Below are 19,847 nucleotides of genomic sequence, written 5' to 3' on the forward strand. Positions count from 1 at the left end.
CCTGCGCATCGCGCGCCGCCGCTTGCGGTCGAAAGAGAACACCATGAAAGACACCATTCGCCAGCTGATCCAACAAGCCCTCACCCAACTCGTCAACGAAGGTGTGTTGCCTGAAGGCCTGACGCCGGCGATCCAGGTGGAAAACACCCGCGACAAGAGCCACGGTGACTTCGCCAGCAACATCGCGATGATGCTGTCCAAACCTGCGGGCATGAAGCCACGCGACCTCGCGGAAAAAATCATTGCCGCACTGCCGGCCGACGCAAGCGTGACCAAGGCGGAAATCGCCGGCCCTGGCTTCATCAACTTCTTCCAGAACACCCAGGCCCTGGCTTCGCGCCTGGACGCGGCCCTGGCCGACGCCAACATCGGTGTGCGCAAGGCCGGCCCGTTGCAGCGCGTGGCCATCGACCTGTCAGCACCGAACCTGGCCAAGGAAATGCACGTCGGCCACTTGCGCTCGACCATCATTGGCGACGGCGTGGCGCGGGTGCTGGAGTTCCTGGGTGACGACGTGATCCGCCAGAACCATGTGGGCGACTGGGGCACCCAGTTCGGCATGCTGATGGCGTACCTGCAGGAAAACCCGATTACCAGCAACGAACTGTCGGACCTGGAAAATTTCTACCGCGCCGCGAAGAAGCGCTTCGACGAATCCGAAGAGTTCGCCGACCGCGCCCGTGGCCTGGTGGTCAAGCTGCAAGCCGGTGACAAGGAATGCCTGGAATTGTGGGGCCGCTTCCGTGAGATCTCGCTGTCGCACTGCCAGGAAATCTACGAACTGCTCAACGTGAAGTTGACCATGGCCGACGTGATGGGCGAAAGCGCCTACAACGACGACCTGATCAACGTGGTCAACGACCTCAAGGCCAAGGGCCTGCTGGTTGAGAGCAACGGCGCGCAGTGCGTGTTCCTCGAAGAATTCAAGACCGCCGACGGCGAGCCGTTGCCGGTGATCATCGTCAAGGCCGATGGCGGCTACCTCTATGCCACCACCGACCTGGCGGCCGTGCGCTACCGCAGCGGCGTGCTGAAAGCCGACCGTGCCCTGTATTTCGTCGACCAGCGCCAGGCCCTGCACTTCCAGCAGGTGTTTGAAGTGGCACGCCGCGCGGGCTTCGTCACCCACCCGATGCACATGGAGCATATGGGTTTCGGCACCATGAACGGCGCCGACGGCCGCCCGTTCAAGACCCGCGACGGCGGCACCGTGAAGCTGATCGACCTGCTGAACGAAGCCCAGGAGCGTGCCTACAACCTGGTGAAGGAAAAGAACCCGGAGCTGGCCGAAGCCGAGTTGCGCAACATCGCCCGTGTGGTGGGCATTGGCGCGGTGAAATACGCCGACCTGTCCAAGCACCGCACCAGCGACTACAGCTTCAATTTCGAGCTGATGCTGAATTTCGAAGGCAATACCGCACCGTACCTGCTGTACGCCTACACCCGCGTGGCCGGCGTGTTCCGCAAGTTGGGCAAGGACTTCAGCGAAGTTGAAGGCCAGATCAATCTTGAAGCGCCCCATGAACAGGAACTGGCCGCCAAACTGGCGCAATTCGGCGAAGTGCTGAACAGCGTCGGCGAGAAAGGCACGCCGCATATCCTTTGCACCTATTTGTACGAAGTCGCTGGCCTGTTCTCCAGCTTCTACGAGAACTGCCCGATTCTCACTGCCGACGATGAAGCCCAAAAGCAAAGTCGCCTGCGCCTCGCCGCATTGGCTGGACGGACCCTCAAGCAAGGCCTGGAACTGTTAGGCCTGGAAACTCTGGAGCGTATGTAAGTTGGCTGCCAAGAAAAAACCTGCACCCAAGCGCGGCGCCAGCCGCTATCAGGCACCGGCGAAGAAACCTATTCCGGGCTGGCTATGGATGGCTATCGGCCTGGCGGTCGGCGCATTTGTGGTGATTCTGATGAAGCTGGAGCCCGGCAAGGGCGACGACGTCAAACGCGTCAAGCAAGAGCAGCAGAAGGCCACAAAAATGGCCGAAGCGAACAAAACTGCGCCTAGCCCTACAGCACCGGTGAAGCCGAAATACGACTTCTATACGCTGCTGCCGGAATCGGAAGTGATCGTGCCGCCCGACGCCGTGCCGGAGAAGACCCTGCCGACGCCGCAAGTGCCGACCACGCCGGTGACCCCAGCGGAAGCCGCAAAAATCGACACAGCCCGTGCCCAGGCCGCATTGGCCGGCATCACCCCGCCACCGCCGCCGCCCGTCGCGACGACCAAGGCGGCGCCGGTGACCAAGTTCTTCCTGCAAGCGGGCTCGTTCCCCAAACAGGCCGATGCGGATCGCGTGCGCGCTCAGATCATTCTGTTGGGCCAAGCGGTGACGGTGGAGTCCGGCACCGTGAAGGACGCGACCTGGTATCGCGTACTGGTCGGGCCGTTCAGCAACCGCGAACAGCTGACCGTGGCGCAGAAACAATTGGCCGGCGCGGGCTTTAGCAACCTGTTGTTACAACAACGCCAGAGCCGCTGATTCTGAGAACACAGTAGGCCCCATGTGGGAGCGGGCTTGCTCGCGAATGCGGTAGATCAGTCACTATTTCCGGCGACTGACATACCGTATTCGCGAGCAAGCCCGCTCCCACATTTGGTTTCGGGGCGCGCTCAAACGTGTGTCGGACCCATAAACACCACTCGTCCGCCATAACCCCCTACGGTTGAAATCCCTCCCTCCACCCCCATATGAGTTTCCATCAGGGCATTTTCGCCCCGCTGCGTGGAGACTCACCCTTGACCACCATCGTTTCAGTACGTCGCCACGGCAAAGTCGTCATGGGCGGCGACGGCCAGGTTTCCCTTGGCAACACCGTGATGAAAGGCAACGCCAAAAAAGTGCGTCGCCTGTACCACGGCCAGGTACTCGCAGGCTTTGCCGGCGCCACCGCCGACGCCTTCACCCTCTTTGAGCGTTTCGAAGGGCAACTGGAAAAACACCAGGGTCACCTCGTTCGCGCCGCTGTCGAACTGGCTAAAGAATGGCGCACCGACCGCTCCCTCAGCCGCCTGGAAGCCATGCTGGCAGTCGCCAACAAAGATGCGTCCTTGATCATCACCGGTAACGGCGATGTGGTTGAGCCTGAACATGGCCTGATCGCCATGGGTTCCGGCGGTGGCTACGCCCAAGCGGCAGCCAGCGCCTTGCTGAAGAAAACCGACCTGTCGGCCCGTGAGATTGTCGAGACTGCCCTGGGCATCGCCGGCGATATCTGCGTGTTCACCAACCACAACTTCACCATTGAGGAGCAGGACCTCGCCGAGTAAGCCGTAGGCTTATTCCGCTTGAGGCCGCCAAACACTATGTCCATGACTCCCCGCGAAATCGTCCATGAACTGAATCGTCATATCATCGGCCAGGACGATGCCAAGCGCGCCGTTGCCATTGCGCTGCGTAACCGCTGGCGCCGGATGCAACTGCCCGAAGAACTGCGCGTTGAAGTAACGCCGAAGAACATCCTGATGATCGGGCCGACCGGCGTCGGTAAAACCGAAATCGCCCGGCGCCTGGCCAAGTTGGCCAACGCCCCGTTCATCAAGGTCGAAGCCACCAAGTTCACCGAAGTGGGCTACGTAGGCCGCGACGTCGAATCGATCATCCGTGACCTGGCCGACGCGGCCCTGAAAATGCTCCGCGAACAGGAAGTCACCAAGGTCAGCCATCGCGCCGAAGACGCCGCCGAAGAGCGCATCCTCGACGCCCTGCTGCCGCCGGCACGCATGGGTTTCAACGAAGACGCCGCACCGGCCTCGGATTCCAACACCCGCCAGCTGTTCCGCAAGCGCCTGCGTGAAGGCCAGCTGGACGACAAGGAAATCGAGATCGAAGTCGCCGAAGTGTCTGGCGTCGATATCTCCGCACCGCCTGGCATGGAAGAAATGACCAGCCAGTTGCAGAACCTGTTCGCCAACATGGGCAAGGGCAAGAAGAAAAGCCGCAAGCTCAAGGTGAAGGAAGCGCTCAAACTGGTGCGCGACGAAGAAGCCGGGCGCCTGGTCAATGAGGAAGAACTCAAGGCCAAGGCCCTGGAAGCGGTCGAGCAACACGGCATCGTGTTTATCGACGAGATCGACAAGGTCGCCAAGCGCGGCAACTCCGGTGGCGTCGATGTCTCCCGCGAAGGCGTACAGCGCGACCTGCTGCCGCTGATCGAAGGCTGCACCGTGAACACCAAGCTGGGCATGGTCAAGACCGACCACATCCTGTTCATCGCCTCGGGTGCATTCCACCTGAGCAAACCAAGTGACCTGGTGCCGGAGCTGCAAGGCCGTCTGCCGATTCGCGTGGAGCTCAAGGCGCTGACCCCGGGCGACTTCGAACGCATCCTCAGCGAGCCACACGCCTCGCTTACCGAGCAATACCGTGAGCTGCTGAAAACCGAAGGCCTGGCCATCGAGTTCCTGCCGGACGGCATCAAGCGCCTGGCGGAGATCGCCTGGCAGGTCAACGAGAAGACCGAGAACATCGGTGCCCGTCGCCTGCATACCTTGCTTGAGCGCCTGCTGGAGGAAGTGTCCTTCAGCGCCGGCGACATGGCCGGCTTGCAGAACGGCGAAGCGATCAAGATTGACGCTGCGTACGTCAACAGCCACTTGGGTGAATTGGCGCAGAACGAAGACCTGTCTCGTTATATCCTGTAAGCCTCACTCAGGACCGCTTTGCTTTACTGTGGGAGCGGGCTTGCTCGCGAATGTGCTGTATCAGCCTCAGATCTGCTGACTGACACAGCGCATTCGCGAGCAAGCCCGCTGCTACATTTTGAAGCCGGTTCCTTCAGGATCATCACCAATGTCAAAATTCCCCACTGCTGTAAACCTGCACAAAACCTCCAACACCCTCGGCCTCACCTACGGGCCCGACGAGGTCTACCAGCTTCCCGCCGAACTGCTGCGCACCCACTCGCCTTCCGCCGAGGTGCAGGGCCACGGCAAACCCATCCTGCAATTCGGCAAACTCAACGTTCGGTTGATCAAGGTAGAACCGGCCGGTCAGTACGCACTGAAATTGACCTTCGACGACGGGCATGACAGCGGACTGTTCACCTGGGACTACCTCTACCAATTGGCCGTGCGCCAGGAAGCGCTGTGGGCCGACTATCTTGCGGAACTCAAAGCTGCCGGTAAAACCCGCGACCCGAGTGAGTCGGTCGTACGGCTGATGCTCTAGCCCAGGCTTCTTGCTCTTTAGAGGGCATTTTCTAATTTCATCTGCTTGAATGCCCTGTCGCGTGGTCAACGATTGGCCCGCTTGCGAAAAAAATTAAACTCGGGTAACCAATGGAACTGGCAAGTTCCCTGCATTTAACGATGCGGTATTTACGGTCACCCGAGTCGCAGTACCAGGCTGGTGTCGTGTATCGAAATTGGGTGCGCAGCAATCGCCGGTACTCGTCTTTCGGACAATGGAGCGTCGTAGATGAGTAACAAGAATAACGATGACTTGAAACGCCAGGCCTCGGAAAACACCCTGGGGCTGAACCCGATCATCGCGTTACGCAAAAAGGACTTATTAGCCTCGGCGAAGATGGTGCTGACCCAAGCCATCAAGCAACCGTTACACAGCGTTAAACACGTTGCCCACTTTGGCATCGAATTGAAGAACGTGATGTTCGGCAAATCCGCGCTGGTGCCCGAAAGCGACGACCGCCGCTTCCACGACCCGGCGTGGAGTCAGAACCCGCTCTATAAGCGCTACCTGCAGACCTACCTGGCGTGGCGCAAGGAACTGCACGACTGGATCGCCGACAGCAACCTGTCGGAACAGGACATCAGCCGTGGCCACTTCGTGATCAACCTGATGACCGAAGCCATGGCCCCCACCAACAGTGCGGCCAACCCGGCGGCGGTCAAACGTTTCTTTGAAACCGGCGGTAAAAGCCTGCTCGATGGCCTGTCCCATCTGGCCAAGGACATGGTGCATAACGGCGGCATGCCGAGTCAGGTCAACATGGGCGCCTTTGAAGTGGGCAAGACCCTGGGCACCACCGAAGGCGCCGTGGTCTTTCGCAACGATGTGCTGGAGCTGATCCAGTACAAGCCCATCACCGAACAGGTGCACGAGCGCCCACTGCTGGTGGTGCCGCCGCAAATCAACAAGTTCTATGTATTCGACCTGAGCCCGGAGAAGAGCCTGGCGCGCTTCTGCCTGCGCAATGGCCAGCAAACCTTTATCGTCAGTTGGCGCAACCCGACCAAGGCCCAGCGCGAGTGGGGCCTGTCGACCTATATCGAAGCGCTCAAGGAAGCGGTCGATGTGGTCACGGCGATTACCGGCAGCAAAGACATCAACATGCTTGGCGCCTGTTCCGGCGGCATCACCTGCACCGCCCTGCTCGGCCACTACGCGGCGCTGGGCGAGAAGAAGGTCAATGCCCTGACCCTGCTGGTGAGTGTGCTGGACACCACGCTGGACACGCAGGTGGCGCTGTTCGTCGACGAGCAGACCCTGGAGGCGGCCAAGCGCCACTCCTACCAGGCCGGTGTGCTGGAAGGCCGCGACATGGCCAAAGTGTTTGCCTGGATGCGCCCCAACGACCTAATCTGGAACTACTGGGTCAATAACTACCTGCTGGGCAACGAGCCGCCGGTGTTCGACATCCTGTTCTGGAACAACGACACCACGCGCTTGCCGGCTGCCTTCCATGGCGACTTGATCGAGCTGTTCAAGAACAACCCGCTGGTGCGCGCCAACGCTCTGGAAGTGTGCGGCACGCCGATCGACCTCAAGCAGGTCACCGCCGACATCTACTCGCTGGCCGGCACCAACGATCACATCACGCCGTGGCAGTCCTGCTACAAGTCGGCACAGCTGTTTGGTGGCAAGGTCGAGTTCGTGTTGTCCAGCAGTGGGCATATCCAGAGCATTCTCAACCCGCCTGGCAACCCCAAGGCGCGCTACCAGACCAGCGATGGGCTGGCAGGCAAGCCGCTGGAGTGGCAGGAAAATGCAACCAAGCACACCGACTCCTGGTGGCTGCACTGGCAGGCATGGCAGGCAGAGCGGGCGGGAAAATTGAAGAAAGCACCTACAAGTTTGGGTAACAAGGCTTATGCCGCAGCAGAGGCTGCACCGGGTACTTATGTGCACGAACGATAAACGAAACACTGTTTTGTAGCTGGAATGCGGTCAACTGTGGGAGCGGGCTTGCTCGCGAAGGCGGTGTGTCAGCCACCGAATGCATCAACTGACACACTGCTTTCGCGAGCAAGCCCGCTCCCACATTGATCGGGTTCCGACAGGGAAATATCGCGCCATTTCACAGGGCTTGAGCATGCCGCAACCGTTCATCTTCCGTACCATCGACCTGGATGGCCAGACCATCCGCACGGCGGTGCGCCCGGGCAAGCCTCACTTGACGCCGCTGCTGATTTTCAACGGTATCGGCGCCAACCTTGAGCTGGTGTTTCCGTTCGTCCAGGCGCTGGACCCGGACCTGGAAGTGATCGCCTTCGATGTGCCGGGCGTAGGCGGCTCCTCGACGCCCAAACGGCCCTATCGATTTCCAGGATTGGCCAAACTTACCGCACGCATGCTCGATTACCTCGACTACGGCCAGGTGAACGCCGTTGGTGTGTCCTGGGGCGGGGCGCTGGCGCAACAATTTGCGTATGACTACCCCGAGCGCTGCAAGAAGCTGATCCTGGCGGCCACCGCTGCCGGGGCGTTCATGGTGCCGGGCAAGCCGAAGGTGCTGTGGCTCATGGCCAGCCCCCGGCGTTATATCCAGCCGTCCCATGTGGTGCGCATTGCGCCAATGATTTATGGCGGCTCGTTCCGCCGCGATTCAAAACTGGCCGCCGAGCACGCCAGCAAAGTGCGCTCGGCCGGCAAGCTGGGTTACTACTGGCAGCTGTTCGCGGGGCTGGGCTGGACGAGCATTCACTGGCTGCACAAGATCCGCCAACCCACCCTGGTGCTGGCGGGGGACGACGACCCGCTGATCCCACTGATCAACATGCGCATGCTCGCCTGGCGTATTCCCAATGCACAGTTGCACATCATTGATGACGGCCACTTGTTCCTGATCACCCGGGCCGAAGCCGTGGCGCCGATCATCATGAAGTTTCTCGAGGAGGAGCGCCTGCGGGCTGTGATTCACCCGCGACCGGCGGTGTAAGGACTGCACCGCCGCGCAACTTGCCGAGAACCGACTATGGTTCTGAATTGGCGTGCCTGTTGTTGCCTTGACGAAGGAGTGTTGGCTCATGCGAGAAAGACCCGTGACGAACCCGGCGCCCATCCCTGCCGCGTTCATCAATGCGCAAAATGCGATTACTGGCCTCAGGGGGCGGGATCTGCTGGCAACCCTGCGCAGCGTCGCAAGTCACGGCTTGCGCAACCCGGTGCATACAGCGCGTCACGCGCTGGCGCTGAGCGGCCAGCTGGGCCGCGTCCTGCTGGGCGAAACCGTGCACGAGCCCAACCCTAACGACGCGCGCTTTATTGACCCCACCTGGAAGCTCAACCCGCTGTATCGACGCAGCTTGCAAGCCTATTTGAGTTGGCAGAAACAGACCCGCCACTGGATCGATGACAGCGCCTTGAGCGCAGATGATCGAGCCCGTGCGCACTTCGCATTCGCCTTGTTCAACGATGCCGTCTCGCCCTCCAATACGCTGCTCAACCCACTGGCCATCAAGGAGTTGCTCAACTCAGGCGGCAACAGTGTGGTGCGCGGCGTGAGCAACCTGTTCAACGACTTACTGCACAACAATGGCTTGCCAAGTCAGGTCAGCAAACACGCTTTTGAAGTGGGCAAGACTGTCGCCACCACCCCGGGTTCAGTGGTGTTTCGCAACGAGCTGTTGGAGCTGATCCAATACAAGCCCATGAGCGAAAAACAGTACGCCAAGCCCCTGCTGATCGTGCCGCCGCAAATCAACAAGTACTACATTTTCGATCTCAGCCCGGCCAACAGCTTTGTGCAGTACGCCCTGAAAAACGGCCTGCAGACCTTTATGGTCAGCTGGCGCAACCCGGATGTGCGTCACCGTGAATGGGGCCTGTCCACCTATGTGGCGGCGCTGGAAGAAGCGTTGAATGTGTGCAGGGCGATCACCGGCGCCCGCGAGGTCAACCTGATGGGCGCCTGCGCCGGCGGCCTGACCATTGCCGCGCTGCAAGGCCACCTGCAAGCCAAACGCCAGCTACGGCGCATTTCCAGCGCCAGTTACCTGGTGAGCCTGCTGGACAGCCAGATCGACAGCCCCGCCACCCTGTTCGCCGATGAACAAACCCTGGAAGCCGCCAAGCGCCGCTCCTACCAGCAAGGCGTGCTGGACGGTCGCGACATGGCCAAGGTGTTTGCCTGGATGCGCCCCAACGACCTGATCTGGAACTACTGGATCAACAACTACCTGCTGGGCAAGGAACCGCCAGCGTTCGACATCCTGTATTGGAACAACGACAACACGCGGCTGCCCGCCGCGCTGCATGGCGATTTGCTGGACTTCTTCAAGCACAACCCGTTGAGCCACCCCGGCGGCCTGGAAGTGTGCGGCACGCCTATCGATTTGCAGAAGGTCACGGTGGACAGCTTCAGCGTGGCCGGGATCAACGACCACATCACACCGTGGGACGCGGTGTATCGCTCCACACAATTGCTGGGCGGCGAGCGGCGCTTCGTACTCTCCAACAGCGGGCATATCCAGAGCATCCTCAACCCGCCGGGCAATCCCAAGGCCAACTACGTCGAAAACCCCAAGCTGAGCAGCGACCCACGCGCCTGGTACTACGACGCCAGCCACGTCGAAGGCAGCTGGTGGCCGCAGTGGCTGGCGTGGATTCAACAACGCTCCGGCGTGCAGCGCGAAACCCTGACCGCCCTGGGCAACCAGAATTACCCACCGATGGAAGCGGCGCCGGGCACCTATGTGCGAGTGCGCTGAGCTCAACGATCACATTAAGAAGACTGGATGAAGACCCGCGACCGTATCCTTGAATGTGCCCTGCAGTTGTTCAACCACAAGGGCGAACCGAACGTGTCGACCATGGAGGTGGCCAATGAAATGGGGATCAGCCCCGGCAACCTCTACTACCACTTCCATGGCAAGGAACCGTTGGTGCTCGGGCTGTTCGAGCGCTTTCAGAACGAGCTGGCACCGCTGCTCGACCCACCGCCGGATGCGCAGTTGAAGGCCGAGGATTATTGGTTATTCCTGCACCTGATCGTCGAGCGCATGGCCCATTACCGGTTTCTGTTTCAGGACCTGTCGAACCTTGCAGGGCGGCTGCCGAAGCTGGCCAAGGGCATTCGTCACTTGCTCACGGCGCTCAAGCGAACACTGGCTTCGTTGCTTGCGCGGTTGAAGGCAGCCGGGCAGTTGGTCAGTGACACCCAAGCATTGGGGCAACTGGTGGAGCAAATCACCCTGACCTTGCTGTTTTCCCTGGATTACCAGCGAATTCTCGACCGTGAAGGCGAAGTGCGGGTGGTGGTGTACCAGATCATGATGCTGGTGGCGCCGCATCTGCTGTTGCCGGCGCGACAGGCGACCGAGCGGTTCGCCCTGAAATACCTGGATGATCTGGATTGAACATGTCGGAGCGGGCTTGCCCGCGATAGCGGTGGATCAGCCAATTTCAATGTGACTGACACTGCGCCATCGCGGGCAAGCCCGCTCCCACATTGGATTTGAGGTGTTCATAAAGTCGCAAAAAAACGCCCGACCTTCACAGGCCGGGCGTTTGTTGTGCCCTGAAAAAATCAGGACTGACTGGATGACGTCGGCGTTGCCGGCGTGACAGTCGGGGCAGTAGCAGCGTGCGTCGGCGCGGACACCGAGTTGGCTGTCGACGCGGTTGGCGCTGGGGTTGCGGGCTTGGCCGCGACGGCAGGCTTTGGCGCTGCGGGCTTTTTCGCGACCGCGGGCTTCTTGGCGGCGGCTGGTTTTGCCGCTGGCTTGGCAGCCACAGGTTTTGCTGTTGCGGTTTTTGCTGCAGCAGCGGGTTTTGCCGCTGCAGTTTTAGCGGCTGGCTTCGCGGCCGGTTTGGCGACTGCCTTGGCTGCAGGTTTAGCCGCTGGCTTGGCAGCGGTTTTCGCAGCCACTGGCTTGGCGGCCGGTTTGGCAGCAGCGGTTTTTGCCGCAGGCTTGGCAGCCGCTTTAGCCGCAGGTTTGGCCGCCAGCTTGGCTGGCGCTTTAACCAGTGGCTTGGCCGCGGTTTTCGCAGCGGGTTTGGCAGCGGCGGTTTTCGCGGCAGGCTTGGCAGCAGGTTTAGCGGCTGCCGTTTTAGCCGGGGCCACTTTGGCACCGGTGAGTTTTTCGATTTGCTTGGTCAGGGTATCGACCTTGCTGTGCAGCGTCTTCAGTTCCGCTTTGCTGGGCACGCCCAATCGCGAAATAGCACTGTTGAGACGCTTGTCGAAAGTCTCTTCCAACTTGCCCCAGGTATCCGAAATGCTCGATTTGGCAGAGCCGGCGCTCGCTTTTGCCGCCTCTACTTTTTTACCGACTGTGCTCTTGGTCAACTTCTCGGCCTTCTCGCCGTCCTTGACCAACGTCTCGAAGTATTTGCCGCCGTCACTGCTAACCTTCGAGTACACGCCTAAACCAGCAAGCCAGATTTTACGGGAATATTTTTCAACTTCCCCGATCCACGAGCTGCCTTCTTTCTGAGTAGTCTTTTTAACAGCCATCCCGATGTCTCCTTAGTGTTTACGCGCGACACGTTCTAGCAATGCCGTCAGCTCTTCGAGCTTAGCAGAGAGTGTCTCAACGTCATGTTTAGACGCAATGCCGATTCGATTCAAGGCACTTGCAACACGCGTGTCAAAAGCTTTTTCAACTTTATCCAGTTGAACTTCAACCAGGCCTTTGACGCTTGAGACATTACTCTTTACTTGGTCAATCTGACTGTTGGCGGCATCAAGTTGTTCAACCACAACTTTTTTGCCTTTACTTTCAACATGTTGACCAGACTTAACCAGCTCTTTGAAGTACTCGGCACCCTCGCTGCCGACCTTGGCATAGGCACCAAGGCCCGCCAGCCAGATCTTGCGGGCATAGCTTTTAACGTCACTCAGAGCGGTAGACTGAACGTCGATTTTTTTCTTCAAAATAACTTTGGCCATGGTGCACCTCACGCAGATTAGGGTCGAGGAACGGCCCGCAGGAGTTGAGGGCTTGGGCACAAAGTAGGGTGAAAAATTAGAATCGGCACCCTAAGAACACAGCGATCAGGCCAATGCCTTATCCAGGGCCTTCTCGATTTCAGACTTGATAGTGCCACTCATGGCCGACATCAACAGTCCCAGTTCCACATCAATACGCAACGAATCATCCGCAACCAACACAGTGCCTTTAACCCCCGAACGCTTGAGGTTCAAGGTATCGCCGGACCACGATGGCTCCAGGCCATATTGCTCCTTGAGTTTGTTCGCCAACTTCTCGGCCTTCGCGCGCGCGCCGTCCTTACCCAGGGTGTGTGCACGTTCAACGGTAATACGGGCCATTGCTATGACTCCTCTTTATAGCGACTGGAACACCTGCCATGCGGCAAAAGGTCTCGGTGACCGTCTATCTTACCTTCAGCCTTGCCAAGACAAAGCAGGCCTTGGGGATTATCATGTCCCGCATTCTCTTTTGGTGACAGCGATATGACTGATCAGCGCAAAGGCAGCGATGCCGAACCCACCACTCACTTCGGTTTCAAGAACGTCCCGGAAAGCCAGAAAGCGGAAAAAGTCGCTGAGGTGTTCCACTCCGTAGCCGCCAAGTACGACCTGATGAACGACGTGCTGTCGGGCGGCATGCACCGCCTGTGGAAGCGCTTCACCATTGAGTTGTCGGGCGTACGCACCGGCAACCGCGTGCTGGATATCGCCGGCGGTACGGGCGATCTGGCGGCCAAATTCTCCAAGCTCGTCGGCCCTACCGGCCAGGTCGTGCTGGCGGACATCAATGGCTCGATGCTCAAGGTCGGCCGCGATCGCCTGCTGGATAAAGGTGTGGCCGGCAATATCGAGTTCGTCCAGGCCGATGCGGAAAAGCTGCCGTTCCCGGACAACCATTTCGACTGCGTGACCATCGCCTTCGGCCTGCGCAACGTGACCCATAAAGAGGACGCGATCCGCTCGATGCTGCGCGTACTCAAGCCGGGCGGCCGCCTGCTGGTACTGGAGTTCTCCAAGCCGACCAACGCGCTGATGTCCAAGGTCTACGACACCTACTCGTTCGCCTTCATGCCGCTGATGGGCAAGCTGATCACCAACGACGCCGAAAGCTACCGCTACCTGGCTGAATCGATCCGCATGCACCCCGACCAGGAAACCCTCAAGTCGATGATGGTAGAAGCCGGTTTCGACCGCGTGACTTACCACAACATGACCTCGGGTATCGTCGCCCTGCATCGCGGTATCAAGCCCTGATGCTGTTCGCCGGTCTTCTCGCCAGCGTTGAACACGGCCTCAACCGTGTGCTGCGCCTGGACAGCACCGCCCTGGCGCGGCTCGCGCACTTGAACGGCAAAATCATTGCCGTCGATTGCCGCAGCCCCGCCTTGCAGCTGTTTATCCTGCCCAGCGATGAAGGCCTGCTGCTCGCAAGCGCCTGGGCCGCCGAGGCCGATTGCACCCTGCGTGCGCCGGCGTCGAGCCTGTTGCACCTGGCGCTGAGTCGCCATAAAACCGCCATCCTGCACAGCCCAGAAGTGGAGCTGGAAGGCGACAGCGCGGTGCTGATGGACCTGGCCGCCGTGCTGCAGGACCTGGAACTGGATTGGGAATACGAGCTGTCGCGCTGGATCGGCCCCGTCGCCACCCAGCTGATCAGCGGGCACCTGCGCAGCCGCTCGCGCTGGTACCAGCAGGGGTTCGCCAGCCTCAACCAGAACCTCGCCGAATACCTGAGCGAAGAATCGCGCACCCTGGTTGGGCAACGGGAAGCGCAAGCGCGCTTTCGCGAACTCGACAAGGCCAAAATCGACCTGGAACGCCTTGAGGCGCGCTTCGAGCGCCTGAGCCGGTCCCTTGATCCAAGCGATAACGCATGAAGCTGCTCGCCGTCCGCCGTTTGTTTCGTATCCAGCGCGTCGTAATCCGCTACCGCCTCGATGACCTGCTGTTCGCCCTGCCCTTGCCGTGGTTTCTGCTGGCGGTGCGTTATGTACTGCCGTGGCGCTGGTTCCCGCGCAAGCCGCTGGAGCTGAGCCGTGGCGCGCGCCTGCGCCTGGCGTTGCAGGACCTGGGGCCGATCTTTATCAAATTCGGGCAGATCCTCTCCACGCGGCGCGACCTGCTGCCGGAAGATATTGCCGACGAACTGATGCTGTTGCAGGACCGCGTACCGCCCTTCGACTCCCAGCAATCGATGAAGCTGATCGAAGAGCAGTTGGGCAAGAAGATCAGCGAAGTGTTCAGCCGCTTCGACATCGACCCACTGGCCTCGGCCTCGGTCGCACAAGTGCACGCCGCGCAGCTCAAGACCGGCGAAGAAGTGGTGGTGAAGGTGATTCGCCCGGGCCTCAAGCCGATCATCGGCCAGGACCTGGCGTGGCTGTTCATCCTCGCCCGCGCCGCCGAACGTTTCTCTGCCGATGCGCGCCTGCTGCACCCGGTGGACGTGGTCGCCGACTACGAAAAAACCATCTACGACGAACTCGACCTGCTGCGCGAAGCCGCCAACGCCAGCCAGCTCAAGCGCAACTTCGAAGGCTCGCCCCTGCTGTACGTGCCCCAGGTGTATTGGGACTGGTGCCGCCCGAAAGTGCTGGTGATGGAGCGCATCTACGGCGTGCAGGTCACCGACCTCGCCACCCTGGCCGACCAGCGCACCGACATGAAGATGCTCGCCGAACGCGGGGTGGAGATTTTCTTCACCCAGGTGTTCCGCGACAGTTTCTTCCACGCCGACATGCACCCCGGCAACATCTTTGTCAGCACCGTGAACCCGTGGAGCCCGCAGTACATTGCGATCGACTGCGGCATCGTCGGCAGCCTGACCCCGGAAGACCAGGATTACCTGGCGCGTAACCTGTTCGCCTTCTTCAAGCGTGACTATCGCCGCGTGGCGCAGTTGCACATTGATTCGGGCTGGGTGCCGGCGGAAACCAAGCTCAACGAATTCGAAGCGGCGATCCGTACGGTGTGCGAACCCATCTTTGAAAAACCGTTAAAAGATATTTCATTCGGCCAGGTGCTGATGCGCCTGTTCCAGACCGCGCGCCGCTTCAATATGGAAGTGCAGCCGCAGCTGGTATTGCTGCAAAAGACCCTGCTCAACATCGAAGGCCTGGGCCGTCAGTTGTACCCGGACCTCGACCTGTGGAATACCGCGCAGCCGTTCCTCGAACGTTGGATGCGCGAGCGCGTCAGCCCGAAAACCCTGCTGGGCAACCTGCAAAGCCAAGTGGAGCAACTGCCGCACCTGGCCAACATGACCCGCGACCTGCTGGAGCGCATGTCACAGCCCCACGCCAAAGACCCTGCGCCGCCCTGGCAAACGCGCAAGGACGACTGGTTCCTGCGCCTGCTGGGTGCTGCGCACCTGGTCGGCGGCGTGATGCTGGCCATTGGCGGGCCGCTGAACCAATTGGGGCATTGGCCGGCGGGCATCATGGTCGCCGTGGGTGTTTATCTGATCGTGCGTCGATAACCCATCCGGTTATACACTGTCGCAAATTGCCGGAGCCGAACATGAAAGACTGGCTGGACGAGATCAAGTGGGACAGTGACGGCCTGGTGCCGGCCATTGCCCAGGACTACAAGACCGGGCGCGTATTGATGATGGCCTGGATGAACCGTGAGGCCCTGAGCCTCACCGCCACTGAGCAGCGCGCCATTTACTGGTCACGTTCGCGTGGCAAACTGTGGCGCAAGGGCGAAGAGTCCGGGCACGTGCAAACCCTGCACGAGATGCGCATCGACTGCGACGCCGACGTGGTGATCCTCAAGGTCGAGCAAATCGGCGACATCGCCTGCCACACCGGCCGTCACAGCTGCTTCTATCGCGTGTTCGAGAATGGCGAATGGAAGGTTGTGGAACCGGTGCTTAAAGACCCGCACGCCATTTACTCGGCAGGACATTGAACATGAGCGATACCCTGAACCGTGTGGCCCAAGTGCTGGAAGACCGTAAAGGCGCGGACGCCGACAGCTCCTATGTCGCCAGTCTGTACCACAAGGGCCTGAACAAGATTCTGGAAAAACTCGGCGAAGAATCCATCGAGACAATCATCGCCGCCAAAGACGCACAGATCAGCGGTGATTGCAGCGATGTGATCTACGAAACCGCTGACTTATGGTTTCACAGCCTGGTCATGCTCGCCCAACTGGGGCAGCATCCACAGGCCGTGCTGGATGAACTGGACCGTCGCTTCGGCTTGTCCGGGCACGTCGAAAAGGCCTCGCGCCCGTCCGCCTGAATAACTTTTACAGAGGAATTGCAGCATGGGCATTTTTGACTGGAAACACTGGATCGTCATTCTCGTGGTGGTCGTTCTGGTGTTCGGCACCAAGAAACTCAAGAACCTGGGCACCGACGTGGGCGAGTCGATCAAGGGCTTTCGTAAAGCCATGAACGATGATGAAAAGCCCGCTGACCCGGTCGTCAACCCGGTACCTCCGGCCCAGCCTGTGCACCCGCAGGCGACCCAGCCGATCACCGAGCGTCGGACTTTCGACGTGCAAGCCGAAAAAGTCGAAGAGCCGACCCGCAAAGACTCGTGAGCACTGACTAATGTTTGGTATCAGCTTCTCTGAACTGCTCCTCGTCGGCCTCGTGGCCCTGCTGGTACTGGGGCCGGAACGCCTGCCCGGTGCCGCACGCACGGCCGGCCTTTGGATCGGGCGCCTGAAACGCAGTTTCAACGCCATCAAACAGGAAGTTGAACGGGAAATCGGCGCCGACGAAATCCGCCGCCAATTGCACAACGAACATATTCTGTCGTTGGAGCAGGAAGCGCGGAAGATTCTGTCGCCGGTGCAAGAGCCGACCAAACCGGCCGAGCACAGCATCGCGCCACCGCCCGTGGCCGACGTTGCGCCGGTGGTGGAACACACCCCCACGCCGCCCGCTCACACCCCGACCGAGCCAGCGCCGACGCCCGTTGCGTCGCCCGCTCCCCATGACCCTACATTGCCGCCGCGAGCCCCATGAGCGCTGATAAACCGGAAGACGACCATCACATGCCGCTGGTTTCGCACCTCACCGAGCTGCGTACCCGCCTGCTGCGTTGCGTAGCGGCCATCTTCATCATCTTTGCCGGGCTGTTCGCCTTTACCCAGCAAATCTATACCTTCGTCTCCACGCCGCTGCGCCAGTACCTGCCGGCCGGCGCGACGATGATCGCCACCGACGTGTCGTCGCCGTTCCTGACGCCGTTGAAGCTGACCATGATGGTCTCGCTGTTCCTGGCGATTCCGGTGATCCTGCATCAGATCTGGGGCTTTATCGCACCGGGCCTGTACAAGCATGAGAAGCGCATCGCGGTGCCGCTGCTGGTGTCGAGCATCCTGCTGTTCTACACCGGCATGGCCTTCGCCTATTTCCTGGTGTTTCCGCTGATCTTCAAATTCTTCGCCGCCGCCACCCCGGCCGGCGTGGAGATGATGACCGACATCACCAGCTACCTCGACTTCGTGATGACGCTGTTCTTCGCCTTCGGCGTGGCCTTCGAAATCCCGGTGGCCGTGGTGCTGCTGGTGTGGATCGGTGTGGTCGACGTCAAATACCTGAAGAAAATCCGCCCGTACGTCATCATCGGCTGCTTCGTGGTCGGCATGATCCTTACGCCGCCGGACATCTTCTCGCAGACCCTGCTGGCCGTGCCGATGTGGATGCTGTTCGAGATCGGCATCCTGTTTGGCAGCCTGATCAGCAAGCGTGGCGACCACCCGGATGACCAACCCGTCGACGACGACCAGCCGCCAGCGACGCAGCCGTGAACCTGCTGCTACTTGAAGAGGCCGACTTTATCGCGGCCGACCGGGTCATATTGCGTGATCGGCGCCTGGTGCACATGCAGGAAGTCCACCGCGCTGCGGTGGGTGACAACCTGCGCGTCGGGCGTATCGGCGGGCTGATGGGCAATGCGCAACTGCTGCGCCTGGAAGCCAGCGAAGCCGAGCTGCAAGTCAGCTTTGAACAACCGCCGCCGGCCAAGCTGCCGCTGACCCTGCTGCTCGCCCTGCCACGCCCCAAGATGCTGCGCCGGGTGCTGCAAACCGTGGCCGCGATGGGCGTGCCGAAGGTGGTGTTGGTCAACAGTTACCGGGTTGAAAAGAGCTTCTGGCAAACTCCGTTTCTGGAGCCCGAGGCGATTCGCGAGCAACTGATCCTTGGCCTGGAACAGGCACGGGACACCGTCCTGCCCGACATCATTATCGAAAAACGCTTCAAACCGTTTGTCGAAGATCGCCTGCCCGCCATGACCGACGGCACCCTGGGCCTGATCGGCCATCCCGGTGATTACCCGGCCTGCCCCCGTGGCCTGGATGAGCCTGTGACCCTGGCTATCGGCCCGGAGGGTGGCTGGATTCCTTACGAGGTGGACCTGCTGGCCAAGGCCGGCTTGCAACCGGTGCAACTTGGCGCACGAATCCTGCGCGTAGAAACCGCCGTCACCGCCCTGCTCGCCCGCCTCTTCTAACAACGCCAAACCCTGTGGGCGCGGGCTTGCCCGTGATAACGGTGGATCAGTCAGACTATCTGCCACTGGTACACCGCTATCGCGAGCAAGCCCGCTCCCACAGTGGATTGGCGTCGCTACAGAATCTTCCTACACGGCCGATAGCCTCTGAATAAGTCCAAGCCTTGTTCAAAGGGAGTTCGCCGTATGTATCGTTGGTTAGCCGAAAAACTCGGGAATGTGAGCGTCAATCGCAAGCTGAGCATTGGCTTTGGCCTGGTGCTGGTCCTGACGCTGTTGATCACCTTCACGGGTTGGACCGGCCTGGGCGATGTGATCAATCGCGGCGACAAACTGGGCTTCATCTCCAGCCTCAACGGCCTGACCAAAGACCTGCGCCTGGCGCGTCTGGACTTTGACATGCGTCGCGGCGAACAGGGCACGGACGCGGTCACCGGCCTGCTCACGCAGCTGGACAACGGCCTGAAAACGGCCCAAACCCTGATCGAGCAACCCGATGACAAGGCCCTGGTAGAACAGCAACTGGAGGCCTTGAACCAATACAAAAAGGCCTTCGCCACCATGGTGCAGGCGGGTCTGAAGCGCGAAGGCGCCCGCAGCAAGCTCGGCGACACCGCCGACAACGCCGTGGCCAAGATCAAGGAGATCGAAGCCGCCTTGCTGCAAGGCGATAGCATCACGCAGTTCAACAGCGTGGTCGATCTGAGCAAGCTGATCCAGCAATCACGCTTCCAGGTTCGCGGCTACACCTACAGCGGCAAGACGGAGGCCGAACAGCCGGCCCTGGACGCTATCGACAATGCCCTGAAGAAAATTACCGAACTCCAGGGCCAATTGCCGGCCCAGTATCAGGCCAACCTGCAAGAGGCCAGCACCTCCCTGCAGGCCTACCGCGGCGCCGTCAGCCAATACCGCGACTCCCAGGTCGCCAGCGCTGCGGCCCTGAAAATAATGATCGCCCAAGGCGATATCCTGCTGGGCCACAGTGAGAAACTCACCACGTCCCAAACTGCCGTGCGCGATGCCGATGCCGCACACGCCAAGCAACTGTTGCTGCTGGCCACCGTGCTGGCGCTGATCTTCGGCATCGTCGCCGCCTGGGCCATCACCCGTCAGATCGTTATTCCGCTGAACCAGACCCTCAATGTCGCTGAGCGCGTCGCCTCCGGCGACCTGAGCCACAACCTGAACTCCACGCGCCAGGACGAACTGGGCCAACTGCAACGCGCCATGCAAAGCATGAGCCTCGGGCTGCGC

21 protein-coding genes and 1 pseudogene are annotated in these 19,847 nt (G+C 60.4%); 19 read left to right on the forward strand and 3 right to left on the reverse strand.

The features are described 5' to 3' along the window. The first annotated feature begins 43 nt into the window (after window positions 1-43). From argS to JFT85_RS13970, 9 genes are all read left to right on the forward strand, one after another. A complete protein-coding gene (gene argS, locus JFT85_RS13930; RefSeq protein ID WP_201229995.1) occupies window positions 44-1,780 on the forward strand; it encodes an arginine--tRNA ligase in 1,737 nt (578 codons plus the stop codon). Between the two features lies 1 nt (window position 1,781). After that, entirely contained in the window at window positions 1,782-2,483 is a 702-nt protein-coding gene (locus JFT85_RS13935; RefSeq protein WP_053253947.1) for an SPOR domain-containing protein, read from the forward strand. 257 nt (window positions 2,484-2,740) lie between these two features. Next, window positions 2,741-3,271: an ATP-dependent protease subunit HslV gene (gene hslV, locus JFT85_RS13940; RefSeq protein WP_010563201.1), complete on the forward strand. Its 531-nt coding sequence runs from the start codon at window positions 2,741-2,743 to the stop codon at window positions 3,269-3,271. 36 nt (window positions 3,272-3,307) lie between these two features. After that, a complete protein-coding gene (gene hslU, locus JFT85_RS13945) occupies window positions 3,308-4,645 on the forward strand; it encodes an ATP-dependent protease ATPase subunit HslU (protein ID WP_053253946.1) in 1,338 nt (445 codons plus the stop codon). 148 nt (window positions 4,646-4,793) lie between these two features. Continuing rightward, the gene (locus tag JFT85_RS13950) at window positions 4,794-5,171 is read left to right on the forward strand and encodes a gamma-butyrobetaine hydroxylase-like domain-containing protein (protein WP_053253945.1); all 378 of its coding nucleotides are present in this window, start codon (window positions 4,794-4,796) and stop codon (window positions 5,169-5,171) included. A 249-nt stretch (window positions 5,172-5,420) separates the two neighbouring features. Continuing rightward, window positions 5,421-7,100 (forward strand): class II poly(R)-hydroxyalkanoic acid synthase, encoded by a 1,680-nt coding sequence (phaC, locus tag JFT85_RS13955; RefSeq protein ID WP_069550848.1) that lies wholly within the window; start codon window positions 5,421-5,423, stop codon window positions 7,098-7,100. Between the two features lie 175 nt (window positions 7,101-7,275). Further along, the gene (gene phaZ, locus JFT85_RS13960; RefSeq protein ID WP_053253943.1) at window positions 7,276-8,121 is read left to right on the forward strand and encodes a poly(3-hydroxyalkanoate) depolymerase; all 846 of its coding nucleotides are present in this window, start codon (window positions 7,276-7,278) and stop codon (window positions 8,119-8,121) included. Window positions 8,122-8,209: 88 nt separating this feature from the next. Further along, entirely contained in the window at window positions 8,210-9,892 is a 1,683-nt protein-coding gene (gene phaC, locus JFT85_RS13965; RefSeq protein WP_053253942.1) for a class II poly(R)-hydroxyalkanoic acid synthase, read from the forward strand. A gap of 27 nt (window positions 9,893-9,919) precedes the next feature. After that, window positions 9,920-10,540, forward strand: a complete 621-nt coding sequence (locus JFT85_RS13970; protein ID WP_053253941.1) for a TetR/AcrR family transcriptional regulator — start codon at window positions 9,920-9,922, stop codon at window positions 10,538-10,540. 170 nt (window positions 10,541-10,710) lie between these two features. Here the strand turns inward: JFT85_RS13970 and JFT85_RS13975 are convergent, their stop codons facing one another. The 3 genes from JFT85_RS13975 to JFT85_RS13985 all read right to left on the reverse strand — a co-directional run bounded on the left by JFT85_RS13975 (window position 10,711) and on the right by JFT85_RS13985 (window position 12,456). Beyond that, window positions 10,711-11,640, reverse strand: a complete 930-nt coding sequence (locus JFT85_RS13975) for a phasin family protein (RefSeq protein ID WP_201229997.1) — start codon at window positions 11,638-11,640, stop codon at window positions 10,711-10,713. A gap of 12 nt (window positions 11,641-11,652) precedes the next feature. Further along, the gene (locus JFT85_RS13980; protein WP_053253939.1) at window positions 11,653-12,075 is read right to left on the reverse strand and encodes a phasin family protein; all 423 of its coding nucleotides are present in this window, start codon (window positions 12,073-12,075) and stop codon (window positions 11,653-11,655) included. Between the two features lie 105 nt (window positions 12,076-12,180). Beyond that, window positions 12,181-12,456, reverse strand: a complete 276-nt coding sequence (locus tag JFT85_RS13985) for a polyhydroxyalkanoic acid system family protein (protein WP_053253938.1) — start codon at window positions 12,454-12,456, stop codon at window positions 12,181-12,183. A 144-nt stretch (window positions 12,457-12,600) separates the two neighbouring features. On the opposite strand from JFT85_RS13985, the gene ubiE reads away from it, so the two are divergent. The 10 genes and pseudogenes from ubiE to JFT85_RS28735 form a co-directional block, all read left to right on the forward strand. Next, window positions 12,601-13,371, forward strand: a complete 771-nt coding sequence (ubiE, locus tag JFT85_RS13990) for a bifunctional demethylmenaquinone methyltransferase/2-methoxy-6-polyprenyl-1,4-benzoquinol methylase UbiE (protein WP_003171186.1) — start codon at window positions 12,601-12,603, stop codon at window positions 13,369-13,371. Further along, on the forward strand, window positions 13,371-13,994 hold the full coding sequence (locus JFT85_RS13995) for a ubiquinone biosynthesis accessory factor UbiJ (RefSeq protein WP_053253937.1): 624 nt from the start codon (window positions 13,371-13,373) through the stop codon (window positions 13,992-13,994). Before ubiE ends, JFT85_RS13995 begins: the two co-directional genes overlap by 1 nt. After that, complete coding sequence (gene ubiB / locus JFT85_RS14000; RefSeq protein ID WP_053253936.1) at window positions 13,991-15,595, forward strand: ubiquinone biosynthesis regulatory protein kinase UbiB; 1,605 nt, start codon at window positions 13,991-13,993, stop codon at window positions 15,593-15,595. The genes JFT85_RS13995 and ubiB overlap by 4 nt, the downstream gene beginning before the upstream one ends. 41 nt (window positions 15,596-15,636) lie before the next feature. Continuing rightward, the gene (gene hisI, locus JFT85_RS14005; RefSeq protein WP_012721796.1) at window positions 15,637-16,029 is read left to right on the forward strand and encodes a phosphoribosyl-AMP cyclohydrolase; all 393 of its coding nucleotides are present in this window, start codon (window positions 15,637-15,639) and stop codon (window positions 16,027-16,029) included. A 2-nt stretch (window positions 16,030-16,031) separates the two neighbouring features. After that, window positions 16,032-16,364 (forward strand): phosphoribosyl-ATP diphosphatase, encoded by a 333-nt coding sequence (locus tag JFT85_RS14010; protein WP_053253935.1) that lies wholly within the window; start codon window positions 16,032-16,034, stop codon window positions 16,362-16,364. A gap of 25 nt (window positions 16,365-16,389) precedes the next feature. Then, entirely contained in the window at window positions 16,390-16,668 is a 279-nt protein-coding gene (locus JFT85_RS14015) for a twin-arginine translocase TatA/TatE family subunit (RefSeq protein WP_012721795.1), read from the forward strand. Between the two features lie 10 nt (window positions 16,669-16,678). Then, complete coding sequence (tatB, locus tag JFT85_RS14020) at window positions 16,679-17,098, forward strand: Sec-independent protein translocase protein TatB (RefSeq protein ID WP_053253934.1); 420 nt, start codon at window positions 16,679-16,681, stop codon at window positions 17,096-17,098. Beyond that, on the forward strand, window positions 17,095-17,886 hold the full coding sequence (gene tatC, locus JFT85_RS14025) for a twin-arginine translocase subunit TatC (RefSeq protein WP_053253933.1): 792 nt from the start codon (window positions 17,095-17,097) through the stop codon (window positions 17,884-17,886). The genes tatB and tatC overlap by 4 nt, the downstream gene beginning before the upstream one ends. Continuing rightward, entirely contained in the window at window positions 17,883-18,590 is a 708-nt protein-coding gene (locus JFT85_RS14030; protein WP_069550844.1) for a 16S rRNA (uracil(1498)-N(3))-methyltransferase, read from the forward strand. Before tatC ends, JFT85_RS14030 begins: the two co-directional genes overlap by 4 nt. A gap of 186 nt (window positions 18,591-18,776) precedes the next feature. Beyond that, window positions 18,777-19,835: pseudogene (locus JFT85_RS28735) on the forward strand (methyl-accepting chemotaxis protein); the annotation flags it as partial. Window positions 19,836-19,847: the final 12 nt, after the last annotated feature.

The organism is Pseudomonas sp. TH04 (assembly GCF_016651355.1).
GTDB lineage: Bacteria > Pseudomonadota > Gammaproteobacteria > Pseudomonadales > Pseudomonadaceae > Aquipseudomonas > Aquipseudomonas fluorescens.

Bases quoted from the DNA above. Each gene is read 5' to 3' on its own strand.
- JFT85_RS13950 (WP_053253945.1), top strand. From the start codon at position 4,794: ATGTCAAAATTCCCCACTGCTGTAAACCTGCACAAAACCTCCAACACC.
- JFT85_RS13985 (WP_053253938.1), bottom strand. From the start codon at position 12,456: ATGGCCCGTATTACCGTTGAACGTGCACACACCCTGGGTAAGGACGGC.
- JFT85_RS13980 (WP_053253939.1), bottom strand. From the start codon at position 12,075: ATGGCCAAAGTTATTTTGAAGAAAAAAATCGACGTTCAGTCTACCGCT.
- JFT85_RS13975 (WP_201229997.1), bottom strand. From the start codon at position 11,640: ATGGCTGTTAAAAAGACTACTCAGAAAGAAGGCAGCTCGTGGATCGGG.
- JFT85_RS14010 (WP_053253935.1), top strand. From the start codon at position 16,032: ATGAGCGATACCCTGAACCGTGTGGCCCAAGTGCTGGAAGACCGTAAA.
- phaZ (WP_053253943.1), top strand. From the start codon at position 7,276: ATGCCGCAACCGTTCATCTTCCGTACCATCGACCTGGATGGCCAGACC.
- ubiE (WP_003171186.1), top strand. From the start codon at position 12,601: ATGACTGATCAGCGCAAAGGCAGCGATGCCGAACCCACCACTCACTTC.
- hslU (WP_053253946.1), top strand. From the start codon at position 3,308: ATGTCCATGACTCCCCGCGAAATCGTCCATGAACTGAATCGTCATATC.
- JFT85_RS13995 (WP_053253937.1), top strand. From the start codon at position 13,371: ATGCTGTTCGCCGGTCTTCTCGCCAGCGTTGAACACGGCCTCAACCGT.
- tatB (WP_053253934.1), top strand. From the start codon at position 16,679: ATGTTTGGTATCAGCTTCTCTGAACTGCTCCTCGTCGGCCTCGTGGCC.
- argS (WP_201229995.1), top strand. From the start codon at position 44: ATGAAAGACACCATTCGCCAGCTGATCCAACAAGCCCTCACCCAACTC.
- JFT85_RS13970 (WP_053253941.1), top strand. From the start codon at position 9,920: ATGAAGACCCGCGACCGTATCCTTGAATGTGCCCTGCAGTTGTTCAAC.
- JFT85_RS14015 (WP_012721795.1), top strand. From the start codon at position 16,390: ATGGGCATTTTTGACTGGAAACACTGGATCGTCATTCTCGTGGTGGTC.
- hisI (WP_012721796.1), top strand. From the start codon at position 15,637: ATGAAAGACTGGCTGGACGAGATCAAGTGGGACAGTGACGGCCTGGTG.
- tatC (WP_053253933.1), top strand. From the start codon at position 17,095: ATGAGCGCTGATAAACCGGAAGACGACCATCACATGCCGCTGGTTTCG.
- phaC (WP_069550848.1), top strand. From the start codon at position 5,421: ATGAGTAACAAGAATAACGATGACTTGAAACGCCAGGCCTCGGAAAAC.
- phaC (WP_053253942.1), top strand. From the start codon at position 8,210: ATGCGAGAAAGACCCGTGACGAACCCGGCGCCCATCCCTGCCGCGTTC.
- ubiB (WP_053253936.1), top strand. From the start codon at position 13,991: ATGAAGCTGCTCGCCGTCCGCCGTTTGTTTCGTATCCAGCGCGTCGTA.